Genomic DNA, 24,864 nt, shown 5'->3' with positions numbered 1-24,864 from the left:
TAATGTTGTTAGTTGCATTTTTAGATTGGCTTCTGCTATAATAAATGTATTAAACGAAAGAACGAGGTAAGGTGCATGTTAAATTAATCTTATTGATCATTTATTTTAACGAATAAACAATAGGATTAGTGTGCACTTTTTTATGATAAATCAAACAAAGGGAGATGTCTCTTTGTTTCCCCTGCATCTACTAATCCTTCCATCACAATGGGAGGATTTTTTGTCGATAGAGCAAAAGATCTCCTTTTAAATGAAAGGGATGATTGTATGACAGAAATAATGACGTTAACAGGCGTTGAAGTGGCTTTAGAAGGTAAAACTTTGTTTAAGGCTGATCAGTTAGGAATTAAAACAGGTGAGATTGTCGGAATCATTGGTAAAAACGGCTCGGGTAAAACAACTTTGCTGAATCTTTTATCTGGAAGAAGAGAGTTTACTGGAAATTTAATGAGCGTTTTGACGCTTTCGGAGATTGTTTATGTTGAGCAAGAAGTGGAGCGGTATGATAGTCAGACCAACAATCACTATGAAAAACGAGCTCTTAATAAGCAATGGAAAGCTCAAGAGGGCTTTAGTCAGTTAAGTGGTGGAGAGAAATTAAAGAAACGTATTCGTGAGGGGTTAAGTCAGAGGAGTCGTCTTTTATTATTAGATGAACCGACTAACCATTTGGATGAAGAGAGCGTATCACAATTGATCGCTGAGTTAAGGCGTTACCGGGGAGCGATTGTGCTAGTCTCACATGACCGCTATTTTTTAGATCAAATTGCTACATCGGTTTGGGCAATAGAAGAACAGGAAGTGACCGTTTATAAAGGGAATTATTCTGCCTATGTGGAGCAACGGGATGTGGCTAGGAAAAAGCAACAGCGAGAATTTGACAAGCAACAGAAGGAGATAAAACGGGTAAAAAAAGAAATGCAACAACTAGCAAATTGGTCCGATACAGCTCATAATCAATCTACCAAAAAAGAAGGATTTAAAGAGTATTATCGTTTAGCAGCTAAGCGAATGGATTCTCAGAGAAAATCTATTCAAAAGCGGTTGGAAGGAGAGCTCGATAAACAAAGGATTGAGCGCGTCAAGGATGACTATCGTGTCCAATTTCAAATGGATAGCTCGCAGATAAAAAAAGGGCCAGTTTATTTAGTCGAAGGGCTACAGAAAGACTTTTCCACGGGAGTGCTTTTTAAAGATGGGGAGTTCTCTATCATGTTCGGCGACCGTGTATCCCTGACAGGGGACAATGGAGCTGGTAAAACAACCTTGCTTAAAATTTTACTTGGTAATGAAAGCTATCAGGGTAAAGTTTGGCAATCTAATTTTGCTAATATTGGTTACTTAAGTCAAGAAGTATACGATTTACCTAATTCACTAAGTATTTCTCAGTTTTTTGATTTAGATCGAAATCAATTAGGCGTTGCTATGACGTTGTTTGTTCATTTGGGGTTTCAAATTGACCAGTGGAATGTGGCTATTGCGGACTTAAGTATGGGGGAACGAGTCAAAATTAAGCTGATGTCTCACATCATAACTCAGAAAAATCTCTTAATTTTAGATGAACCGACGAACCATTTGGATATTCCAGCCAGAGAAGAACTGGAGAGAGTGTTGAGTGCCTATCAGGGAACTTTGATTTTTGTGTCACATGACCGCTATTTTAGAGAAAAAGTGGCGACCCGTACATTGGAGATTTCTCAACAGAAAATTATTTCAGTCTCAGAAAAAGTCGTAGAGAAGGAACCAGATAATCTTTTATTGGAATTTCAACGAGATGAATTATTATCTAAATTATCGGTCTTACCTAATGGAAGTCGTGAGTATATCGAAGCTAATCAAGCCTTTGAAAAGGTATTGAAAGAACTTAAAAGAAATTAGGAGGTTTAACAGATGAATGGACCAAATCCAAATGAGCTTTTTCCGCTTGTTGGCAATAAGGACTTACAGTTTATTAAAAATAGCTTAAATAGAAGTAATGTGACAATTGGTGAATACAGTTATTATTCTGCTAAAGCTGGGGAAAGTTTTGCTGACTGCATTCAGCATCACTATGAGTTTTTAGGTGATCAATTGATTATTGGGAAGTTTAATTCTTTTGGCTCAGGCTTAGCGATTATTATGAATGGTGCTAACCACCGAATGTCAGGTTCAACTTATCCTTTTAACATCTTTGGCAAGGGATGGGAGACTGTAACGCCGAGTTTAGATGAGTTGCCACTGAAAGGCGATACAATGATTGGCAATGACATCTGGATTGGTATGAATGTTACGATAATGCCCGGCATTAGGATTGGGAATGGTGCCATTGTGGCAGCGTCATCTGTGGTAACTAAAGATGTGCCAGGGTATACAATTGTTGGCGGTAATCCAGCCACACTGATTAAACAACGTTTTAGTGATGAAGAAATTAAAGGTTGGGAGAGTCTAGCTTGGTGGAATTGGCCAATTGAAGAGATTACAGAACATCTTGGCTTACTTGCTCATGGTGACTTGCTTTCTTTAATGAAAGTTAAGCCCTTTTCTGGCTAATCATCACTTCATTTTGATATACTGGTGATAAAAGTGTAAGGGAGAGAGAGAGTAATGTCAGAAATTTCCGAGTATATTCATCATATTCCCGAAAAATGGCAAGAAGATTATATTAAGTTAGCCAAGATTATTGATGATAATCTTCCAAAAGGATTTAATTTAGTGATGCAGTATGGCATGCCCAGTTATGTGGTTCCTTTAAGCCGATACCCTGCAGGTTATTTAAATCGTCAAGATGAGCCTTTGCCATTCATCAGTTTGGCAGCACAAAAGAACTATATTTCCTTGTATCATATGGGAATATATGCTGATAAAGAGCTATTGACCTGGTTTGAAGAGGAATATGCAAAACGAGTTCCGACAAAATTAAACATGGGTAGAAGTTGTATTCGCATGAGTAATGTTAAACATATTCCTTTCGACTTGATTGGCGAATTAGTGGGGAAAATTAGTGTGGATCAGTGGATTAAGCTCTACGAAGAGGGCGCCGCAAACTTAACTAATAAATAGTGCAGAGAGAGTGGGAGTTCAGAGCCACTCTTTTTTCATTTAAATCAATCTCGAAAGCTACTTCCAAGTTTCTACTAAAACTTATAGGCAATAGCTATAGATATAAAAAAAAAAGCAATTAGTCAAATTGTTGATGCTAGTCTATAGTGAAGGTATAAACAAGAAGGGGAGGCATTAAATAGAGATGGATAAAGAATGGTTGGATTTATCAGGCAATGTCTGTGTGATAACGGGAGCTGTTGGCGGCATGGGAACAGAAATTTGTAAAGAATTTGCTAAACAAGGAGCTAACTTGGTGTTAGTGGACCTAAATGGCGATAAATGTCAAGCATATGCTGAGGAATTAGTAACAGAATTTGGTATTAAGGCGATTGGCGTGGCCTGTAATACCACTAGTGAAGCAGCTGTTGATGCTCTTGTCAGAAAGGTGAAAGAAACTTTTGGTCGCTGTGATGTATTAGTGAACACTGCGGCAATTTTAAAATTTTGCCCATTGGAAGACTTACCATTAGATGAGTGGAAGTTGACTATCGATGTTAATTTGACAGGTTATTTCTTGATATCGCAACGGATTGGTCGTTTAATGATCGAACAAAAATCTGGTAGAATGGTTCATATTTCAACCATTGCTTCAAAAAGTCCGGAAACATACAGTGGCGCATATAGTTCAACTAAAGCAGCTGTCAGTATGTTATCCAAACAAATTGCAGCCGAGTGGGGGCAGTTTGGCATCCGCAGTAATGCCATTTTACCGTGCTTTGTTAAAACACCACTTTCTAAAAAGTTTTACGAGGACAAGGATGTGGAATCAGGTCGTAAGCGAATGACGGCGAATCGCCGAATCGGGGAAACAATCGATATTGCCAATGCGGTTTTGTACATGGCTAGCAATCGTTCTGATTATTCCAACGGTGCTGAGCTGACTGTAGAGGGTGGCTATAATGTCATGCTTGGAGATTTAGTTCCAAGACCAGGTGGCCGTCGTAATTTTGCTATAGAACAACATAAAAATCCTTAGAATAGTACAAAAAGCCGATTAGACAAGCTAATCGGCTTTTTAGGTTAAATCAAGTGCTTGTAATAGGTATGTTGAAGTACATATTGTTTAAAATGATAGACAACTGGTGGCAAATAAATATTTTTGGGAATGGCTAAATAAAAGATTCTTTCCCAACTCAAGTTCACTAGGTCAATTTTTTTTAAGGGCAATGAGTCCAGTAAAGGCATATCAGGCACAATTGAGATACCGAACCCTTGACTGACAAAACCGGCAATAACCTGATCTTCTTCGACTTCAAATTGAATGTGATAATCTTGATTTATTTTTTTGAATAAATCGTCAACAATGGGTCTTAAGCCGCTTGATTGGGAGAATGCGATATATGGATAGTCAATCGTATCTCTTAAATCAACGGTTTTTTGTTGAGCTAAAGGATGATCTAAAGGCACGATTAAGACGAGTTCCTGAGAGGCAATTGGGAAAAAATCAATATCATTTTCTTCTTGGACATAGGAACAAAATCCAATGTCGTATCGTCTATCTTTGATACCAGCTATAACTTCGCTAGTAACGCCTGAGTGAAAACTAAAATCGATTTCCTTATCACTGTTAGCTGCTAGATAGCCACGAACTAACTCTGGAACAAAAGAAGTGCCTAAAATTTGCAGAAAGCTCAATTCGATTCGACCAAAACCACGGCTGATTTTATCAAGGGTGCTGATGCCAGTGTCTAAGGTATTTAATGATTTTTCAACATATCCCTGGAATACCTTTCCTTGTTTCGTTAAGACGATATTACGACCCTCTTTTTCAAAAAGTCGAACGCCCAATTCATCTTCAAGTAAAGCGATGGCATTACTTAAACTGGGTTGTGTAATGTTTAACAATTTACTAGCTTTCGTATAATGTTGAAGAGTGGCTAAAGTTTTAAAATAGCGCAAGTGATGTAAATTCATAGTTGTCAGCTCCTTGTAATACTTGATACTGTCATAATAACAAAGTGAATGGGGAGGCACAAGCCAATCTATTCGATTTAACTATAGTTTTCCTAAAAAAAACAATTAGACGCTAAGTAAAACTGAGTATAGTATGTGAGATATAGATAGATAAAAACTTCACATGACGGCTGTGCACACTTGATTGTGGTTATCTATGAGGGGTAACTAATTTAACTTATTAAAAGGAGAGTTTACCATGAATTTAGCAGGAAAACAGGTCCCATTAACAATTAGTTCATACACTTTAGGGATGGAGATTGATTTTGAACAACGGGTTAAAACAGCTAAAAAAGCTGGATTTGAAGGGATTGGTTTAAGAGCAGAGACATACATGCTGGCAGTTAAACAGGGGTATTCAGATGCAGATATGTTGCGAATCCTTGAAGAAAATCAAATGAAGGTGTCCGAGGTAGAATATATTACGTTGTGGGCAGACCCGAATAAAACAAAAGAAACACCTGAAACTCTATTACAGCAATTTAAAGAACAAACGGTGTTTCATATGGCCCGTCTCTTTAATGTTGGTCATATTAACTGCGGCTTAATGGAGAAACATTCTCAAGATGTATTAACGCAAGCTTTCAAAGAGTTGTGCCATCGAGCAAAGGAGTTAATTATCGGTTTGGAATTTATGCCTTATAGTGGTGTTCCTAATTTAGCTGCTGCCTGGGAAATTATTAATTTAGCAGGTTGTGAAAATGGGATGTTGATATTAGATACGTGGCATTGGGCTAGAGCAAATCAAACTGGGGCTGATTTAGTTGGTATTCCCAAAGAGAAATTTATTTCTGTGCAAATTTGTGATGTGTTGGAACGTCGCTATCCAGAAATGATTTTACGAGAAGAATCCATGCACGATCGTTTAAGTCCTGGCACAGGTTGGGGAGATACGGTTGGTTTCCTGAAAGCGATTAAGGAACACGGGATAGAACCTGTAGTGATTGGGACAGAAGTAATCTCCGATCCAATATTGGCGATTGGCTATGAAGAGTCAGCAGCTCAAAATTATGCAACCAGTATTAAAGTGATTAATGAAGCATGGCCTGAGTTATTACAATAGGAAAAGAGGGACATCATGGAGGCGAGAATTTCAGGAACAACAGGATTATTAGGGTTAATCGGGAGTCCAGTGGGGCATTCTGGTTCACCCGCTATGTATAATTATAGTTTTAAGCGACTAAACTTGGATTATGCCTACTTGGCTTTTGATATTAAAGTAGAGCAATTGCACAAGGCGATTGAGGCGATAAAAACCTTGGATATGCGTGGCTGTAATGTGACAATGCCATGTAAAACAGCGGTTGTTGAGTATTTAGATGAACTGTCCCCGGCCGCAGAAATGGTTGGGGCAGTTAATACGATTGTCAATGAAGGAGGCAAATTAACGGGGCATATTACAGATGGGCAAGGTTTTATTGCCAACTTGCGAGCTCATGGTGTAGACGTAGTAAATAGAAAAATCGTTGTTTTAGGCGCTGGAGGTGCAGCTACGGCTATTCAAGTTCAGTTAGCTTTGGAAGGTGCGGAGTCCATTACTATTTTTAATCAGCAGGATGAGTTCTTTCATAATGGAGAAATGACAGTGAAAAAGATTAAGAATAGACTTCCTAATTGTCATATTTCTTTAGCTGATTTGGCCGATAAAATCAAACTTAAACAAAGTATTTTAGAGGCAGACTTGCTAATCAATGGGACAACTGTTGGCATGGGAAACGATTCTGACACGCCAGTCAAAGATACCAGTGTCTTCCATTCGGGATTGGTTGTTGCGGATGCTATCTATAATCCAGCAGTAACTAGATTATTAAAAGATGGAGCCGAAAAAGGGTGTAACGTAATCGGCGGTAAGGGAATGCTCTTAAGACAAGGAGCAGAGGCATTTAAGTTATATACAGGGATGGAAATGCCAGTTGAAGAAGTAGAAGCAAAGTATTTTTCATAATAAAATATGTATGTTGATTTATCACTTAGGGATAGAGATTATGGAAACGAAGTGAAGAGCTTTTAAAAGGAGAGAAAAATGGCTAAAAGTAAGTATTATTTAACTGCATTTTCATTGTATTTTACCTATTTTATTCATGGGATTGGTGTATCGATTATTGGACAGTATAAACAGGATTTCGCAGGTGCTTGGGGAGCTACTACTATAACTGATGGTTCTTTTGACGTGAGTGCTGTTTTAGGTGTGATTGCGGCTCTTGGATTAGGTCGTTTGATTAGTTTACCATTTTCCGGTCCGTTATCTGATCGCTTTGGTCGGCGGGCCTCAGGATTAATCGGCGTAGGATTGTACACGATTTATTTTATAGGAGTGGCGTTCTCACCTTCTATGCAAATTGCCTACGGGTTTGCTTTAATTGGTGGGGCAGCCAATTCATTTTTAGATACCTGTGTTACGCCGTCAGTTTTGGAGATATTTCCAGAAAATGGCTCGGTTGCTAATTTATTTACTAAGTTCTCCATTTCTATTGGTCAGTTCTTACTGCCGTTCTTCATAGGGATGGTAACGGCAATGGGAATGTCATTCAGAACACTATTTATAGTTGCAACGATTTTAATTGCTTTAGACGGTGTGTTAATTGCCATCTTACCTTTCCCTAAAAAGGAAACAGAAAATTCGAAAAAAGAGGGGACAACGAAAGTCAAAAATGGTAAAATTAAGTTTAATTTGTTAACGATTGCTGTTGTTATGATCGGCTTTACTTGTACATCAACCTTTCAACTGTGGCTGAATTGTAATCAGGAATTAGGTAAGATGTATGGTCTAGCAGATCCTTCGAAAATCCAATCGTTTTATTCAGCAGGAACGTTTGTGGCGATTTTATTAACAGCTTTTCTGATTAGCAAAGGGTTAAATGCCACAAAAGTATTAATCCTATACCCTACGATATCTTTTGTCATGCTACTTGTGACTTATTTTATTCAAACACCAACTATGACGCTTATCGCAGGATTTGTTTTAGGTTATGCAGCTGCAGGAGGCGTCTTGCAAGTAGCAGTTTCAACTGCTGTCAGCATGTTCCCTGATCACAAAGGGAAAATGACGTCTATTGTAATGATAGCCTCAAGTTTAGCTAACTTTATTATTTTAACCATTGCGGGCATCATTACTAAAGCAGGAGGTATTAACGGACCGAAATATGTTCTTTTGTTCAATGCCATCATAACGTTTATTGGCATCCTCTTAGCAGTTTATGTTAATTTAAAAATGAAACATCCGATTGAATCAGCACAGGTTTCTTAATTGTATCTGCTTTCTGCAATACCTTTACTTTGTAGGTCGTTAAGAAGTAAAGGTATTGGCAAGAATAAAATGCTTGAACTTTAACGTCGCTGCCGTTAATTCCTGCCCTTTTAGGCTAGCCAAGTAAATATAGCGAGGAATAAGATCATCTTTAAGTTTAATGATGTTGACATCATAGGAGTTAATTGTCTGGATTCGTGGCATCAAGGCAATGCCAAAGCCTTGTGAGACAAATCCTAGCATCGTGTGATCTTCCTCCACCTCAACAGTAATACGTGGGACGACATTGACTTCTTTCAATAGTTGATCAATATGAGGGCGCAAGCCGCTATCCTGATTAAAGTGGACGAAATCGCAGCCTTTGGTTTCTTTTAGCCAGATGGTATCCTTGTTTGCCAGTGGATGATCTAAGGGTGTAACAAGCACTATTTCTTGTTCTGCTAAAACTGTATAATCCAGTTGTTCACTATTTTTGATTTTAGAAGTAATGGCTAAATCGATTTCTTTTGACAATAATAAATCAATCATTTCAAACGAATTCCCTTGAGATAAATGAAAGCGGATCTGCTGATTGTTTGGGAGTGCTTTAAAATGTTTGATTAAACTTGGGGCTAAGTATGAGCCGGCCGTATAGATAAAACCTAAATCTACTGTGCCAGTTTCGGGACTGATAAGTTCTTTGAGAGCTTGTTCACCGTTTGCTAACTCGTTTAGTGCATTGGCCACATATTGATAAAAAAATTTACCGTACCGTGTAAGGCGAATATTTCGTCCGACTTTTTCAAATAATTTAGCTTCAAGTTCCTTTTCTAATTCAGACATGGAGTGGCTAAGATTGGGCTGGGTTGTATTTAGTAGTTCAGCTGATTGGGTCATGTGCTGAAGGTCAGCTAAGGTTTTAAAGTATTCTAATTGTCTTAAATTCATCGTCATACCTCCGATTTATTAATTGATAAATACAGTTTATCAGTTTTACGGAAATAAAGCATTAGAGATTTATTAATTTATCAGGTAAATTAAGGATGAAGTTGATAGTGAAAAAATGAACATGTCGAAGTGATAACGAAAACTTTTTAGTGTCTGGGCTGAAAAAGAATAGCTATTGACAAATAAGCCCCTTAAATATAAACAAAGGTGCTTTAATTAAGGAGAAAAGATTATGAGACTAGTAAAAAATAAGTACACCACTTTAATCGGGTCAATGTACACTAATTTTATTTTTCAGGGCATGGCCGCCATTATTTTAGCACAAAACTTGCCGGCATTAATGTCGGTTTGGAACGCAAGCTTACAGGAAGTAACTCTTGTGATGAGTGGAATTGGGTTAGGTCGTATTCTTATTTTATACTTTGCCGGGTATTTCTCAGATAAATTTGGTCGCAAAAAGACCGTTCAAATTGGTGTCATTAGTTATTTTGTCTTTTTTTTAGGCATGCTTATTAGTCAAAATTACATGCAGGGATTATTTTTTTCGCTTTTCGGTGGTTTTAGTAATGCCTTTTTGGACACAAGTACCTATCCAACTCTAGTGGAAGCTTTTCCTAGTGAGAAAGATAATTGTTCTCTGAGTGTCTTAAATAAAGCGTTTATTTCAATTGGTCAATTTATCTTGCCATTTTTCACACGCTGGCTGTTGACTAATCAGATGTATTTTGGTTGGGTTTTTATTGGTTGTGCAGTTTGTCTGGCATTTAATTTAGTATACCTTTCCCGCAAAGAGTTCCCGCCTTTAATAAACGCTAAGGAAGTGCCTGAGGTAAGGGAAGTAATACAGAGTATTCACAAACCTTTGTTTAAGATAGAAGGGATTGCTTTACTTATTTTTAGCTTTACGTCAGTTTCAACCTTTAATATTTTTATTTTGTGGATACCTAAATTTGCTGAAAGTTTAAAGCTAGTCAGTCAGGCAGATAGTCTGATTTTTGTCAGTGTTTATAGCCTAGGCTCTTTTATATCTGTTTTCATTACCTCGCTGTTGGTTAAACGAGGTGTCAGTTCGACTTTAATTCTGATTGTCGGCAGCTTAATGTCCTTGATCTTGTTGATTGGTATGACGGTTTTCCCAAGTGTTCCGATGTTTTTTATCGCATCGGCAGGGGTAGGGATTTTTGCTGCAGGAGGGATTTGGCAAATCGGATTAGCTATTTTATTAGATTTATTTCCTCAACGTAAAGGGAAAACAACGAGCTACTATTCCTTGGCCACGTCCGCTTCGGTTATGATTACGCCTTATATTACGGGGATTTTGGGAACGACTCGTACAGCTAATATTTTTTGGTACAACATTATCTTAACTGGTATAGCTGTTTTAGCTGCATTCGTAGTAAATTATCGGTATAAAAAAATCATGGAACCAATCCTTGTGATTGAAGCCACGTAATCTGTAAAAGAGAAGTCGTTGCCTTCTCTTCTTTTACACCTCAATATATGAATTATATTTATTGGAATTTGGTGAATTATGCATTTGTATTTATCGGTTTTTTCTTCTAAAATGAAAATGTGAATTGATTGTGAAAAACATAATAAGTATAATAGGAGGCAATCATGAGTAAGTATCAAGCTATATTTGAACCACTAACCATTAAAAGAATGACCGTGAAGAACCGAATAGTTATGCCACCAATGGGGACTAACTTTGCTAACGTTGACGGAACATTTAGCCGCGAACAGTTGAGTTATTATGAGCAACGAGCTAAAGGGGGAACGGGCTTAATTACATTGGAAAATGTTTGTATTGCTTATCCAATGGGTACAAATGGTGCTAGGCAATTGCGAATGGACAACGACCAATATATTTCAGGACTCTGGGAGTTTAATGAGAAAATGCATGCTTATGGCGCATGCACATCTGTTCAAATCAATCACGCTGGGGCTTCAGCGTATGAGCTGCGTTTGAATGGTAGACAAGCGGTGTCCTCATCCGATATACCGTCGAAAATAGGCAATCCGATTCCAAGACCATTAAGGAGCGAAGAACTGGAGCACATTGTTGCTGATTATGCTGAAGGAGCTTTGAGAGCCCAACGTGCCGGATTTGATTGTGTGGAAATTCATGCAGGACATTCTTATTTGTTAAGTCAGTTTTTATCACCATTATATAATAAGCGCTCAGATGAGTTTGGAGGTTCTGCTGAAAATCGTGCACGCTTAACTCGGCAGGTGGTGGAAGCTGTGCGTGAAGCGGTTGGACCATTTTTCCCTATTTCTTTACGATTTAGTGCAGATGAATTGCTGGAAGGAGGCAACTCTTTAGAAGATACCTTGGATATCTTAAACTATTTTGTTGATGAAGTTGACATCTTAAATGTCTCGGCGGCATTAAATGACAGTCTACAATATCAGATTGATAAGATGAATTTACCAGATGGGTGGCGCTCTTATATGTCTAAGGCTGTGAAGGATCGTTATCCTGATAAACTAACGGTGACTTCGGGAAATATCCGTAGCCCTCAAAAGGCGGCTGATATAGTTGAGAGTGGGCACGCCGATTTAATCGCAATAGGAAGGGGCTTAATTGCCGAACCTTTTTGGGTCAGTAAAGTAGAAAATGGTCAAGAAGCCTTATTGCGACAGTGCTTATCTTGTAATATTGGGTGTGCGGATCACCGTATTGCTAAAGCTCGTCCGATTCGTTGTACCGTCAATCCAGACTTGTACGAGGAAGATGCTTATAAATTAAAACCAGTTACTCATTCAACAAAAATGGTAGTTATTGGTGGTGGGACTGCTGGTTTAGAAGCGGCGGCAACAGCGGCTGAAGTTGGTGTAAATGTTGAGTTATTTGAAGCGAAGACTTACTTAGGCGGTTTAGCTCATGAAATTGCCCGTTTACCTGATAAAAAAAGAATTGATGATTTTGTTAGGTATCAGGTTAATCGGTCCAAAGAACTGGATAACTTGGTGATTCATATGAATCATTCGGCAACCATCGAGGACATCGCATTACGGAATCCTGATATTATTGTGAATGCCACTGGAGCAAAACCTTTATTGCCACCAATTGAAGGGCTTCAGGAACAGCTGGAAAACGACAATCGCTGCGTGTTTTCAATCGTCGATTTATTAGACAATATGGCGGATTTTCAAGTCTTTGAAGGTCAAGAAGTAGTGGTTATTGGTGGTGGTGCTGTTGGTCTTGATGTGGTCGAGTACTATGCAGAACGTGGAGCTAAAAAGGTCACAATTGTTGAGATGCAGAAAGAATTAGGCAAGGATCTTGATTTAATTACAAAGCAAGCCATGATGGAAATTGTTACCAAATATGATGTGACCGTTCATCTTGAGACCCGCTTAAAGAGTGTTAAGGAACAGTCTTTTATGGTCGAACACGACGGAGAGATAGTGGAACTAACCTTTGATTTAGGTTTTGTTTGTTTGGGAATGCGTGCAGAGGCGCCACTGATGGTGGAATTAGCTCAATATGCTCGCGAAAATGGCGTTATGATACATAATATTGGTGATAGTAGAGTGGCTCGACGCATTATGGAGGGAACCAGGGAAGCACGTGATATTTTACAAGTGATTGACGTTCTGGAAACAAGTCGAATGCAAAAAGGGTACTGTGAGCAAGGAAAACGTCTCGTAAGAAACTAATAGATAAAGTGAGGATGATCGTAATGACAGAACGTTTAAATGGAGAAACATTATTAATAGGCTTAATGGCTACCCCGATTCGGCATAGTTTATCGCCAACCATGCACAATGAAGCTATGGCTAAACTAGGATTGAATTATGCTTATCTAGCATTCGAAGTCGGAAATGAGCAATTAGCTGATGGAGTTCAAAGTATTAGAGCTCTTGGGTTAAGAGGTTCTAATATTTCAATGCCTAATAAACAGGCCATTTTACCTTATTTAGATGAGTTGTCACCGGCGGCTGCTTTAGTAGGGGCAGTTAACACGGTAACTAATAAAGATGGTAAAGGTCACCTGGTAGGACACATTACTGATGGCACTGGGGCTATGCGTGCACTAATAGAAGAAGGTGTATCGATAAAAGGTGAGGTCATTACCTTAACTGGCGCTGGTGGCGCTGGAACTGCTGTTGCGATTCAAGCTGCACTGGATGGGGCAAAGGAATTACGAATTTTTAACGCCCAGGATAACCATTATCTCAATGCAGAAGAAACGGTCAATAAAATCAATCAACATACTAATTGCCTGGCCACTGTGACAGACTTAGCAGATCAAGAAGCTTTTAAGATTTCCATTGGGGAAAGTCGTATTTATATCGATGCAACTGGAGTCGGTATGAAACCTCTTGAATCAGAAAGTCTGATTACTGACCCCAATATGATTCGTTCGGACTTAGTTGTTTTTGATGTTGTTTATATTCCAAAAGAAACTAAATTATTAAAGTTTGCTCGTGAGCATGGGGCTGAAAAAACCATTAATGGCTTAGGGATGATGCTTTATCAAGGTGCAGAAGCGTTTAAATTATTCACAGGTGAAGAAATGCCTGTTGACTATATTCGAGATTTATTGTTTGATTAAGTAGAGACGAAACTTATGAGGAGTGATGATGATGAAAGTGGTTAAGTTAAAAGAGTTAATAATCGGTGAAGGAAAACCGAAAATAGCTGTTCCGATCGTTGGGAAAACCATTGAGGAAATACACCAGGAAGCTGAAAAGTTAAGAAATCTGCCTTGTGACATCATTGAATGGCGGTTGGATCTTTTTGATGAAGTGGATAATTACGAAGCAGTGATTGATATTTCTCATCAATTAACTGCACTCTTACCTGATACCCCTTTATTATTGACCTTTAGAACTCTTCACGAAGGAGGGGCAAGAGCCTTTGATTCAGATTCCTATTATGAGTTGTATCGGGCAGTTATTGAAAAAGGATGTCTGGATATGCTTGATTTAGAATTGTTCATGGCTGATGGTCCAGGAGCTCAGATTATTAAAGAAGCCCAAGGAAAAGGGATTAGTATTATTATGAGTAATCATGATTTTGATCAAACACCTGACCAAGATGAAATTGTCAAGCGTTTGAGGATGATGGTTGAGAGGGAAGCGGACATTTGTAAAATGGCGGTAATGCCTCAAACACCTGAGGATGTTTTGACCTTATTGCAGGCAACAAATAAAATGAAACAGCAAACAGATCGTCCAATTGTCACGATGTCAATGGGACAACTGGGATTAGTCAGTCGGATTTTTGGCGAAATTTTTGGATCTGCCATTACTTTCGGGGCTGCTGAGCAGAGTTCTGCTCCTGGTCAATTACCTACCCGTCAGTTGGCAGAGTTATTAGAAACCGTCAGTTGGCATGGTTAAATTAGCAACGCTCATCTATTTTCCTAGTTTACTGCTAATTTAGTTAAATGAATTGTTAAAAAGCTTGAACCTTCCATATTTAAGGAGGAGGCAAGCTTTTTCTTGTTTAACCGCTACTGTGGTGGCTTTTATTGACAAAAAGGTGAGTTTAGTTGACCAGTCAGTCAATCGGGTGTAGAATTCATGTTGACCAATCAGTCAATTATTCAGCGCAGTTTTAGATAAGGAGGAGTTACGGTGGTTAAAGCGATTGAAATAAATCAATTAAGCAAACACTACAAAGAGAAAAAGGCGGTTAACCAAATTTCTTTGGAAATCGAGGAAGGCGAAATTTTTGGTTTTATTGGGCCAAATGGGGCTGGGAAATCCACGACGATTAAAATGCTCTTGAATATGATTTTTCCAACCAATGGGGAAGCTCAAATTTTTGGTTTGGATTGTGTCCGTGACAGTGTCGCAATTAAAGAAATGACCGCTTATGTATCTAGCGATGTTCGTTACTATGAGGGAATGACTTCTCAGGATATTTTCAATTATGTGGCGGAGTTTCATCAAATTGACAATGGCTCCGAAATGATCAACGACTATCTTAAACGTTTTGATATTGAGCCTCATAAAAAGATTTCAGAATTATCTTTGGGAAACAAAAAGAAAGTCGCCATTGTATCAGCTTTAATGCAACAGCCTAAACTGATGATTTTGGATGAACCAACAAATGGGCTTGATCCCATGATGCAGCACCGTTTATTTGAAGCCTTGGAAGAAAAAAGAAAAAAAGGGATGACCATCTTTTTATCCAGTCATGATTTACACGAGATACAAGAACGTTGTGATCGAGCGGCTTTTATTAAAAACGGAGAAATCATCGCTGTAGAAACCATTCATAAGGGAGCTGGAGATGGCAAGCGAGTGACTGTCACTAGTAAGACGGTCCAGATTGCAGACATTGAAAAACTGGGAGGCACTTTACTTAGCCAAACAGAAGATACCTTTGTCTTTCTTTTTACAGGGGTTCTTAGTGAGCTATTTGGCTATTTAGCTCAACAGGATGTTATGGATATTATGATTCACCAGTTAGAATTAGAAGATAAGTTTTTATCAATGTATGAATGAGGTGCGAAAAATGACAATTTTTAAAATGGAATGGCAAACGAGCCGCAAAGGGCTAATTCTTTGGAGTTGTATCATTGTGTTGGTGTTAGTTCTGTTTATGAGTGTGTTTCCCACCATGCAAACAAGTGCCATGAAGGATATGTTGGATACAAAATTAGGTGGATTACCAGAAAATATGCTGAAAATCTTTCATCTAAATGATGGTCCTAGCCTTCTAGAACCAGTTGGTTATTTTGGGTACGTTTTTCAGTATATCTTTATCGCCGCAAGTATTTATGCAGCGATGTTAGGCAGCAAAGCTTTAGTTAAAGAAGAATCAAACGGTACCATTGAATTTTTATATGCCCAGCCAGTCAGTCGTGTGCGCATCGTCCTAGAAAAATTTTTAGCAGGAACTAGTATGATAATCGTCTTTTGGCTAATTACTTTTAGTGCTAGTTTTAGTACCATTGCATTCTTTAATAATACCGATACAACTGTTAAGTCGATACTAAACGATTTGGCAAAAATAGCCATTCCTGAGTTTTTTGTTTTATTGTTCTTTTTGGCAGTGGGCTTTTTTATATCTAGCATTCTGCGTTCTGTTAACCAAAGTACGAGTGTTTCTTTGGGATTGGTTTTCGGTTTTTATTTACTTGGGATTCTTGGTGACTTGCAAGAAAAGCTCAGTTTTTTTAAAGATATATCCCCAATGTCTCAAGGGGGCCCAGCTAACTTATTGGCGAAAGGTCTTGATGTAACTCTGATTGTTTGGTTGGTTGTGATTAGTATTCTTTCGTTAGTTGGAACATTATTCGTTTACAAGCGGAAGGACTTGCAAATATGAGAGATCAGAAAAGCCTGCGAATTATTGAAGCGGCGGTTGCAGAGTTCGCTGAACATGGCTTTTTTAAAACCAAAACCGATGGAATTGCGGAGAAAGCTCAAGTCTCCAAAGGTCTGGTATTTCATTATTATCAATCTAAAAAAAATCTTTATGGTGAAGCTGTCGCTTTTGCGATTGACCGATTGTCGGCCGAGCTGAATCAGCAGCTTTTCCCTAGAGATAGCTTATTGGCACTATTTGATTATTCCATGAAGTTGAAGTTTCGAATGGCGGAGACCTATCCTCAGGAGATGCAATTGCTCTTAGATGCTTATGGAAATTTGGAAAGTTTACCTGATGAGCTTTATGAAAAAGTCATGAGTTACATTGAGGTGACAAGAACCCAGCATTTCAAACTAGTTTCGGAAATCCTTCGGGAAATGCCAATTAAGGCATCTGTTAATAAAGAAGATGTGGTCCATCTAGTTATAATGACTTTTAATCAAATTGAATTAGAAGCACGATCTATGATGGGGCAAGAAAAAGTCAATGATTTACATTTTTTTGATGATATTTTGAAACGGTCTGAAGCGTACATGCGCATTTTAGAGAATGGGTTTATAGAAACTTAACAAGTGATAATTCATGATAGTAGGCTATTTTTTGATTTGGACGTATAATGATAGTATAATTAATTAAAAAATTAAAGAAAGAAGGCGATTTAATGGTGAAAAGTTACCCTTATCTGGCGTTCAAACATGTGAAGGAAGTACTCTAGCTGTCAAAGAGGCCGATGACTTCTCTCAGAAAATTCTAGACTCTGGAGAAGCCACGATTACAATGTCTTTTGAAGAACAGCTTTAGGATGGTAAAATGGGGCGCATAGTCAATAGGTATGGAATTAGTTGGATGTAACATGTTCCTCCTTATTCAAAAATAACACTATAAATGGAGGTGAAAGTTGATGAAAGCAGTTATTCCGTTTTTAACATTTCCGACTGAGGCAAAAGATGTTATGGCTTATTATGTAGGTGTTTTCCCGAATACTAGTATTGTATCAAGTGTTGCTTATCCAGATCAACCTGAATTACTCATGAATGGCCATTTAAAACTAAATGGGCTTGATTTATATTTTTTAGACATGGGCGCGGGGAATGAGGTTCCTATTGAGTGGGGGATTTCTTTGTACAGTGAGATGGAGTCGGAAGAGGAATTTTATAAAGTCTTTAATCCGATTGCAAAAGAGGGTGTTATCATTATGGGACCGATGCCAATTGGTGATTTTAAACTGGCAACCTGGGTCACGGATAAATTTGGTGTCACTTGGCAGTTTACTTGTAAATAAAAAAGAAACAGACAGGGTTGATTTTAGTGAGACCATCCGTCTGTTTCTTTTTTTATTGCCACTCTGTTATATCAGCGATTGGCAAGCGGTAGGATTGATACCCTTCTTCGGCAGCTTTGCCAATGGAAATAATTAGCAGGGGGAGATATCGCTCAGAGTCTAAATTTAAAGCGTCTGCTAGCTGGTCTTTTTCGAAACCGCCGATTGGGCAGGTGTCGTAGCCGTATTTACGAGCAGCTAGCATTAGGTTCATGCCAATTAAACCACCATCTAAAAGAAGGGTATTTTTGATGTGTTCGGGTGAGGCGGTTTGATAGTAAGTAGTTATTTTGTCGATTTGCTGGTCACGAATTTCAGGCGTCATGGATCCGTGATCAACAGATCCTTGCATAATTTTAGCCAGATTTGACTGGGGCTGTAGGTCACCAAAAATACAAATCAAAGCGGCAGAAGTGTCACATTGAATTTGGTTAAACGTTAATAAGGATTTAATCTTTTCTTTGGTTTTGGTGGACTCAATGATGACAAAGCGCCACGGTTGCATATTTAATGAAGACGGAGCACTAGTGGCCTCCGTTAAAATTTTTGATAATTCATCTCTAGAAATTCGTTTTCGCTTGTCATATTGGCGGATGGACCTCCGCCCAAGCATAATATCATCGATTGACGTAGTTTTGGACACAATAAATCCTCACCTTTCAATTGTTATAATAAGTCATTGATGTACTTACATAGTTTAAGTTTATCACAATTTATAAAAAAATTATGGATTCCAAGTTAATCTTAGCCCCATAATACAATAATTTGTTATAATATCATTAGAAAGTAGGTGTGAAAATGCAAAAAAAATTAGTGGTAATTTCCATTGATGCTATGGGAGCAGAGGATTTAGTCGGTGATTTGTCCATGACTCCTACTTTAGAAAGCTTTAAAGCAGAAGGAACCCATGTTCAGGAAGTAGAGCCGATTTATCCGTCGTTAACGTATCCATCTCATACGAGTATCGTGACAGGTGTCTATCCGAAATCCCACGGTATTATTAACAACACTAAATTGCAGCCAGAGGCGACTTCGCCTGATTGGTTTTGGTACAGAAAAGATGTTCAAGTTCCAACATTGTATGACGTGGCGCATGAGCAAGGCTTAAAGACTGCTGCTTTTTTATGGCCTGTCACTGCTAAGAGTAAGGTTGATTACAACATCGCGGAAATTTTCCCTAATCGGATTTGGAATAATCAGGTACTGGTTTCTTTACAAGCTAGCTCTCCTTTATTTTTGTTTGAAATGAATCGAAAATTTGGCAAATTACGCCAAGGTATTAAGCAGCCTTTTTTGGATGATTTTGTTACGGCTTGTGCCGTTGAAACGTTAAAATCAAAACAACCTGATTTAACATTGATCCATCTAGTTGACATGGATAGTCAACGCCATGCTCATGGTGTTCGCTCGACAGAGGCCCAAGATGCCTTTTTACGGCAAGATAAACGAGTTAAAGCAATCATCGACGCAACCAAAGAAGCGGGGACATATGATCAGACTGTTTTTGCGATACTCGGAGATCATTATCAAATTGACGTATCAAAAATGATTCGTTTAAATCACGAATTTGCTTCACGTGGCTGGCAGGAAGCAGGAAAGCTAGGGACTACGAAACGCGGTTGGCAGGTCTTCGCTAAAAGTTGTGACGGTTCGACTTATATATATTGTAATCGTGATTCCCCAGTTGCTACTAAAGATATTCGCGATGTCATTGAGTCTGTCGAAGGCGTAGAAGTTATTTATACAACTGAGGAAGTCAAAGCTCAAGGGGGAGCGAGTAATTGTACCTTTATGGTGGAAGCTAAGCGAGGCTATTATTTTAACGATGAATCACAAGGCCCCACGATTGAAATGGTTGAGGACGATGAGATTGGTTTGCCAAATCGTTATAAGGCGGTTCATGGTTTCTCGCCGAAGAAAGAAAATTACCAAACAACTATTATGTTTAAAGGGCCTGGGATTAAGGCTGGACATACAATCCTGAGTGCAAAACTTGTGGACGAAGGCCCAACTTTTGCTAAGATTTTAGAGCTGACTCGATTCCCTAGGGCGGTTGATGGCAATGTTATAATGGATATTTTTAAATGAACAAGCAGTCCGTTTAGTGAGATAAGTGTGCCTAAGTTTTAGCAGGTCACAATTAAGGAGAGATGAATGAAGTTTACTAAGGAAGAAAAAAGTTGGATTTTATATGATTGGGCCAATTCGGCTTATTCATTGGTTATTGTAACGGCGTTATTGCCAATATATTTTAAAGTAGTAGCTGGTAATAGTGGTATTTCAGAAGCAAATTCTACTGCGTTTTGGGGATATGCCTCTTCAATTGGCACTCTAATTGTGTCGTTATCAGCTCCCATCCTAGGAACAATTGCGGACTATAAAGGATTAAAAAAGAAATTATTTAATATTTTTGCTATATGCGGCATGATTATGACTTTAGCTTTGGCTTTTGTGCCAAATCATAGTTGGGTCGCATTGTTAATCGTCTATATTATCTCTCATGTCGGATTTTCAGGAGCTAATGTTTTTTATGATGGTTTTCTCGTAGATGTGACGACTGATGAGCGAAATGATAAAGTTTCTTCTTATGGTTATGGTTTTGGTTATATTGGAAGTGCTTTGTTATTTGTGGTTGTGATGTTACTACAGATATTTGGTGCTGAACCCTTAGGTGCAGAGTTTGTTACAAAATTGAGTTTTGTTTTAACGGCTTTGTGGTGGTTATTATTTTCAATTCCTTTTTTCAAGAAGGTTCATCAGGTACATGGAATAGAACGGGATAGAACACCTGTCAGAACTAGTTTGAAGCGTATTGGTGAGACTTTGAAAGATATTAGAAAATACCGCCACATCATGTTTTTCTTAATCGCCTATTTTTTCTATATTGATGGTGTCGATACTATTTTCACCATGGCGACTGCTTTTGGGATTGACATGGGGATTACCTCGACCACACTCATCATTATTTTATTAGTGGTTAATGTGGTGGCATTTCCTTTTACAATTCTTTACAGTTATTTTGCGAAAAAATTTGGCACAAAACCGATGATCTTATTTGCAATTGGAGTGTATATTGTTATTTGTATTTTAGCCATGTTTATGTCTAAACCAATACATTTTTGGCTGTTAGGTGTGTTAGTTGGGACGTCACAAGGAGGTATTCAAGCATTAAGTCGTTCATATTTTGCGCGAATTATTCCCAAAGATCGTTCTAATGAATTTTTTGGATTTTACAATATTTTCGGTAAATTTTCTGCTGTCTTAGGACCTTTGATTTTCGGAGTGATGACCCAAATTACCGGGAAATCTCAGTATGGAATTGCCAGTCTGATTGTGTTGTTTATCGTGGGTGGTCTTATGTTTTATCGTGTGCCAGAAGTCAAGCCAGAGGGAGACAGAGCGATCAATTAGAATGAATAGATAAAAAATAGTTTTCAAGATAATTTCATATTTATATAAAAAGTGTTTGACAATGATTTTTTTTAAGGCTATACTTAGAGCAATTCTTATTTGAAAGAAAAAAACAGATGGAGTGATAATTATGAAATTAATAACAACCAACGCAAAACTAAATAATTATTACTTTAGCTATTTTAGATAAGTTTGTAGCCATAAACATTATGGGTGCAAACATTCCAAGTTTGTATCTATGATGGCTAAGGGATTTTTGAAATGACCAAGCCACATGGATGAAAATCTACGGTGGCTTTTATATTTTTGTTAACTAGGATAATTATTTACCTAACCAACAGAGACGTTTACCGTAGATGACATTCAACGGTAAACGTCTTTTTCTATTGATTCACAATGCTTTAGCTTTGATGAAGCAATAGACAAGGAATTCTAAACGGTGTGAAGCATTCGTTTATTTTTAACATGTTCAAACAATCATAGTTACGCTAGAGAGGAGGTTTTTAGTATGATAACTGGTGAAACAAAGTTGGCAGCAGTTTTAGCCACACCGATTAAACACAGTATCTCACCCTTGATACATAATACGGCTTTTAAGGAGTTGGGAATAGATGCTGTTTATCTCGCTTTTGAGGTTGGTACTGAGGATCTGGCAGAGGCATTAGAAACGGTTAAGACTTTCAATCTGATGGGAGTCAACCTTTCAATGCCTAATAAACAGTTAGGCTACGAATTAGTTGATGAAGCCTCGGAGGTAGCTCACTTAGTTCAGTCTATTAACACGATTGTTCATCGAGATGGAAAGCTAATTGGCTATAATACTGATGGATATGGTTTTATGCAAAGTTTACGTGATGAAGAAATCGAGATTATTGATCAATCATTTGTCTTTCTTGGGGGTGGTGGTGCAGCAATCTCAATTATCGCTCAAGCTGCTGTTGACGGGGCAAAAGATGTGGTGGTATTTAATCGCTCAGGTAGTAGTTACAGTCAGGTTGAAGAACGTTTGGCCTTAATTGCCAAGCAGACTTCTTGTCCCATCAGGTTGTTGCCAATTGAAAACCAAGAATTGCTTGAAGCTGAAATAGCGATAGCTGATATTCTGGTCAATGCGACCAGTGTTGGCATGAGTCCAAATGAAGGTAGCTGTTTGATTTCAGATGGTAGTTGGCTGCGATCAGATTTAGCAGTTGCCGATATTATTTATGAACCAAGAGAAACAAAATTATTAACTTTAGCAAAAGAACAAGGCTGTCAGGCGGTAAATGGGTTAGGGATGTTACTGCATCAGGGAGCGCAAGCTTTCGAATTGTGGACTGGCCAGCCGATGCCTGTTGAAGTAGTTCGTTCAGCAATAAAAAAAATATAGTATAATAAATGGAGGATGGCATAAATGATCGTTATTATGAAACCAAATGCAACCAAAGAACAAGTAAATGTGGTAATTGAAAGAATTAAAAAAGAAGGACTTGATGTCCATTTGAGTGAGGGTACAGAACAAACGATTATCGGATTGGTCGGCGACACCCGCGGCGCACAAGATATTGGTTTTAAGAGTTATGATGGAGTTGAACAGACAGTTAAAATCACCTGTTCATACAAATTGACAAGTCGTGAATTTCACCCAGCAAATACTGTCGTAGACGTGGACGGGTTAAAAATCGGAGACGGAAGTATGGTTATGATGGCGGGTCCATGTTCCATCGAAGGTTTGGATCAAATTATGGAATGTGCACGAATAGCAAAAGAAGGCGGAGCAACTGTCCTACGTGGAGGTGCTTTTAAACCGAGAACGTCTCCTTACGCTTTCCAAGGATTGGAAGAAGAAGGCTTGAAATACATCCGTGAAGCGGCTGATAAGTACGATATGAAGGTTATTACTGAAGTGATGGACGAAGCTAACTTAGAATTAGTCTGCAAATACACAGATATTATCCAAGTCGGTGCGCGTAATATGCAAAACTTCAAGCTGCTAGAAGCGATAGGAAAAACAGGTAAACCAGTTGCTCTTAAACGTGGGATTTCTGGTACAATTGATGAGTGGTTGAATGCAGCAGAATACATTGCCAATCGCGGGAATTTTAATATTATGTTCGTTGAGCGTGGAATTAGAACATACGAAACAGCTACCCGCAATACCTTGGATTTAAGTGCCGTTCCTGTGATTAAAAAATTAAGTCATTTCCCTATTATTGTGGATCCAAGCCATGGTGTTGGTGTCTGGGATTACGTGCCTCAAATGGCGATTGCGGGGGTTGCTGCTGGAGCTGATGGTTTAATTGTCGAAATACATCCAGAGCCTGCTAAAGCTTGGTCTGATGGACAACAGTCATTAAATGAAAAAACGTACTTAAATATGATGGAGCAAGTTCACATCATTGAAGAAGCGATGAAGAAAGTTAATGCTATTAAATTAATTTAAGGGGTGAACAGATGAAATTAACTGTTACGTTACCTCATCACCGTTATGACTTAACGATAGGTGCAGGCCTGCTGGCGAATGTGGGTCAGTGGGTCAGTGGCCTGTGGAAGCCTCAACGGGTGATGATTATCACCGATGAAACAGTCAAAGCACTATATGCTGAGCAAGTAGTGAAGCAATTACGCCAGGAGGGGTTTACAGCAGATGTTTTTGCTGTCCCCACTGGTGAAACGAGTAAGAGTTTGACGCAAGCAGAAGAATTGTATGATTGGCTTGCAAGTCAAGGGATGACACGAAAAGATGGAATTATTGCCTTAGGTGGCGGTGTTGTAGGTGATTTAACAGGTTTTGTGGCTTCAACCTTTATGCGAGGTTTGCATTTTTTACAAATCCCAACAACGTTGTTAGCACAAGTTGACAGTAGTATTGGTGGTAAAACAGCGGTAAATACGAAATCGGCCAAAAATCTGGTTGGAACATTTGCTCAGCCAGATGGTGTATTAATTGATACTGATACCTTAAAAACACTTGAGCCTCGCCGAGTACGAGAGGGAATTGCTGAAATCGTTAAATCTGCGGCTATTGCTGATAAAGAGTTATGGGAGACGTTGTCAAAACTAAAGGATGAAGCTGATTTATTGGCCAACGCTGAAGCTATTATTACGGCTTGTTGCAAAGTTAAACGCCAAGTTGTTGAAGAAGATGAATTTGATACGGGTCAACGATTGATTCTTAACTTTGGTCATACGATTGGACATGCTATTGAGAACACGGCTGGTTATGGGGTGGTTACTCATGGTGAGGCCGTTTCCATCGGGATGATTCAAATTAGTCGGGTTGCTGAAGAGAAAGGGTTAATGCCTCTAGGGACTACGGCGCAATTAATTGAGATGGTAACGAAATTTAATTTACCAATCACCACTGAACATTGGTCTGAAGAGGCACTTTATAAGGCTTTGACACATGACAAAAAAGCCGTTGGCTCTGATATTCGCATTGTTTTATTGGAGTCAATCGGAAAAGCTAAAATTGTCAAGATAGTGACAGATGAGATGAGAGAGTTTCTTATTAAGTAGCATGTCAATCGAATTGTCTAAAGATTCAATCGATTAGCTGGAAGTCTGGCGATTGGATGTCATACCTGAATGGCGTGATTAAAATCAGAA

At 38.5% G+C, this 24,864-nt stretch carries 23 protein-coding genes; 20 read left to right on the top strand and 3 right to left on the bottom strand.

The annotated features are described in order from the left end of the window. Positions 1-267: 267 nt before the first annotated feature. The 4 genes from abc-f (at position 268) to RWN13_RS07665 (ending at position 4,057) form a co-directional block, all read left to right on the top strand. Positions 268-1,878, top strand: a complete 1,611-nt coding sequence (abc-f, locus tag RWN13_RS07680; RefSeq protein WP_314061896.1) for a ribosomal protection-like ABC-F family protein — start codon at positions 268-270, stop codon at positions 1,876-1,878. 12 nt (positions 1,879-1,890) lie between these two features. Then, complete coding sequence (locus RWN13_RS07675) at positions 1,891-2,529, top strand: Vat family streptogramin A O-acetyltransferase (RefSeq protein WP_314061895.1); 639 nt, start codon at positions 1,891-1,893, stop codon at positions 2,527-2,529. 54 nt (positions 2,530-2,583) lie between these two features. Continuing rightward, the gene (locus RWN13_RS07670) at positions 2,584-3,039 is read left to right on the top strand and encodes a DUF1801 domain-containing protein (RefSeq protein ID WP_314061894.1); all 456 of its coding nucleotides are present in this window, start codon (positions 2,584-2,586) and stop codon (positions 3,037-3,039) included. Positions 3,040-3,223: 184 nt separating this feature from the next. Continuing rightward, positions 3,224-4,057: an SDR family oxidoreductase gene (locus RWN13_RS07665; RefSeq protein ID WP_314061893.1), complete on the top strand. Its 834-nt coding sequence runs from the start codon at positions 3,224-3,226 to the stop codon at positions 4,055-4,057. A 44-nt stretch (positions 4,058-4,101) separates the two neighbouring features. On the opposite strand, the gene RWN13_RS07660 is transcribed toward RWN13_RS07665, so the two are convergent. Next, complete coding sequence (locus RWN13_RS07660; RefSeq protein ID WP_314061892.1) at positions 4,102-4,995, bottom strand: LysR family transcriptional regulator; 894 nt, start codon at positions 4,993-4,995, stop codon at positions 4,102-4,104. 238 nt (positions 4,996-5,233) lie between these two features. Here RWN13_RS07660 and RWN13_RS07655 point away from each other — a divergent pair, with 238 nt between their 5' ends. The 3 genes from RWN13_RS07655 (at position 5,234) to RWN13_RS07645 (ending at position 8,281) form a co-directional block, all read left to right on the top strand. Then, on the top strand, positions 5,234-6,097 hold the full coding sequence (locus tag RWN13_RS07655; RefSeq protein WP_314061891.1) for a sugar phosphate isomerase/epimerase: 864 nt from the start codon (positions 5,234-5,236) through the stop codon (positions 6,095-6,097). A 15-nt stretch (positions 6,098-6,112) separates the two neighbouring features. Next, a complete protein-coding gene (locus tag RWN13_RS07650; protein WP_314061890.1) occupies positions 6,113-6,979 on the top strand; it encodes a shikimate dehydrogenase in 867 nt (288 codons plus the stop codon). A gap of 78 nt (positions 6,980-7,057) precedes the next feature. Next, positions 7,058-8,281 carry an MFS transporter gene (locus RWN13_RS07645; RefSeq protein WP_314061889.1) on the top strand — a complete coding sequence of 408 codons (1,224 nt, stop codon included), beginning with the start codon at positions 7,058-7,060 and terminating at the stop codon, positions 8,279-8,281. Between the two features lie 39 nt (positions 8,282-8,320). On the opposite strand, the gene RWN13_RS07640 is transcribed toward RWN13_RS07645, so the two are convergent. Next, the gene (locus RWN13_RS07640) at positions 8,321-9,208 is read right to left on the bottom strand and encodes a LysR family transcriptional regulator (protein WP_314061888.1); all 888 of its coding nucleotides are present in this window, start codon (positions 9,206-9,208) and stop codon (positions 8,321-8,323) included. 232 nt (positions 9,209-9,440) lie between these two features. Between RWN13_RS07640 and RWN13_RS07635 the strand changes: the two genes are divergently transcribed. From RWN13_RS07635 to RWN13_RS07600, 8 genes are all read left to right on the top strand, one after another. Then, positions 9,441-10,661, top strand: coding sequence for an MFS transporter (locus RWN13_RS07635; RefSeq protein WP_314061887.1), 1,221 nt, complete (start codon positions 9,441-9,443; stop codon positions 10,659-10,661). A gap of 164 nt (positions 10,662-10,825) precedes the next feature. Next, entirely contained in the window at positions 10,826-12,874 is a 2,049-nt protein-coding gene (locus tag RWN13_RS07630; RefSeq protein ID WP_314061886.1) for an FAD-dependent oxidoreductase, read from the top strand. A gap of 23 nt (positions 12,875-12,897) precedes the next feature. After that, a complete protein-coding gene (locus RWN13_RS07625) occupies positions 12,898-13,773 on the top strand; it encodes a shikimate dehydrogenase (RefSeq protein ID WP_314061885.1) in 876 nt (291 codons plus the stop codon). Between the two features lie 31 nt (positions 13,774-13,804). Then, positions 13,805-14,563, top strand: coding sequence for a type I 3-dehydroquinate dehydratase (gene aroD, locus RWN13_RS07620; protein ID WP_314061884.1), 759 nt, complete (start codon positions 13,805-13,807; stop codon positions 14,561-14,563). Positions 14,564-14,800: 237 nt separating this feature from the next. After that, positions 14,801-15,676 carry an ABC transporter ATP-binding protein gene (locus RWN13_RS07615; protein ID WP_314061883.1) on the top strand — a complete coding sequence of 292 codons (876 nt, stop codon included), beginning with the start codon at positions 14,801-14,803 and terminating at the stop codon, positions 15,674-15,676. Between the two features lie 10 nt (positions 15,677-15,686). After that, on the top strand, positions 15,687-16,502 hold the full coding sequence (locus RWN13_RS07610; protein ID WP_314061882.1) for an ABC transporter permease subunit: 816 nt from the start codon (positions 15,687-15,689) through the stop codon (positions 16,500-16,502). Further along, positions 16,499-17,113: a TetR/AcrR family transcriptional regulator gene (locus tag RWN13_RS07605; protein ID WP_314061881.1), complete on the top strand. Its 615-nt coding sequence runs from the start codon at positions 16,499-16,501 to the stop codon at positions 17,111-17,113. Before RWN13_RS07610 ends, RWN13_RS07605 begins: the two co-directional genes overlap by 4 nt. 332 nt (positions 17,114-17,445) lie before the next feature. Further along, entirely contained in the window at positions 17,446-17,826 is a 381-nt protein-coding gene (locus RWN13_RS07600; RefSeq protein ID WP_314062005.1) for a VOC family protein, read from the top strand. Between the two features lie 52 nt (positions 17,827-17,878). Here the strand turns inward: RWN13_RS07600 and RWN13_RS07595 are convergent, their stop codons facing one another. Further along, positions 17,879-18,508 carry a nitroreductase family protein gene (locus tag RWN13_RS07595; RefSeq protein WP_314061880.1) on the bottom strand — a complete coding sequence of 210 codons (630 nt, stop codon included), beginning with the start codon at positions 18,506-18,508 and terminating at the stop codon, positions 17,879-17,881. A gap of 155 nt (positions 18,509-18,663) precedes the next feature. Here RWN13_RS07595 and RWN13_RS07590 point away from each other — a divergent pair, with 155 nt between their 5' ends. The 5 genes from RWN13_RS07590 (at position 18,664) to aroB (ending at position 24,774) form a co-directional block, all read left to right on the top strand. Further along, on the top strand, positions 18,664-19,953 hold the full coding sequence (locus RWN13_RS07590; protein ID WP_314061879.1) for an ectonucleotide pyrophosphatase/phosphodiesterase: 1,290 nt from the start codon (positions 18,664-18,666) through the stop codon (positions 19,951-19,953). A gap of 66 nt (positions 19,954-20,019) precedes the next feature. After that, positions 20,020-21,276 carry an MFS transporter gene (locus tag RWN13_RS07585; RefSeq protein ID WP_314061878.1) on the top strand — a complete coding sequence of 419 codons (1,257 nt, stop codon included), beginning with the start codon at positions 20,020-20,022 and terminating at the stop codon, positions 21,274-21,276. Positions 21,277-21,784: 508 nt separating this feature from the next. After that, the gene (aroE, locus tag RWN13_RS07580) at positions 21,785-22,645 is read left to right on the top strand and encodes a shikimate dehydrogenase (protein ID WP_314061877.1); all 861 of its coding nucleotides are present in this window, start codon (positions 21,785-21,787) and stop codon (positions 22,643-22,645) included. Positions 22,646-22,669: 24 nt separating this feature from the next. Continuing rightward, entirely contained in the window at positions 22,670-23,698 is a 1,029-nt protein-coding gene (gene aroF / locus RWN13_RS07575; RefSeq protein ID WP_314061876.1) for a 3-deoxy-7-phosphoheptulonate synthase, read from the top strand. A gap of 11 nt (positions 23,699-23,709) precedes the next feature. Then, on the top strand, positions 23,710-24,774 hold the full coding sequence (gene aroB, locus RWN13_RS07570) for a 3-dehydroquinate synthase (RefSeq protein WP_314061875.1): 1,065 nt from the start codon (positions 23,710-23,712) through the stop codon (positions 24,772-24,774). Positions 24,775-24,864: the final 90 nt, after the last annotated feature.

Origin of the sequence: uncultured Vagococcus sp., from assembly GCF_963518325.1 — a bacterium.
GTDB lineage: Bacteria > Bacillota > Bacilli > Lactobacillales > Vagococcaceae > Vagococcus_D.
The sequence above is the reverse complement of the archived record's forward strand: the minus strand, read 5'-3'. Positions and strand labels throughout refer to the sequence as shown.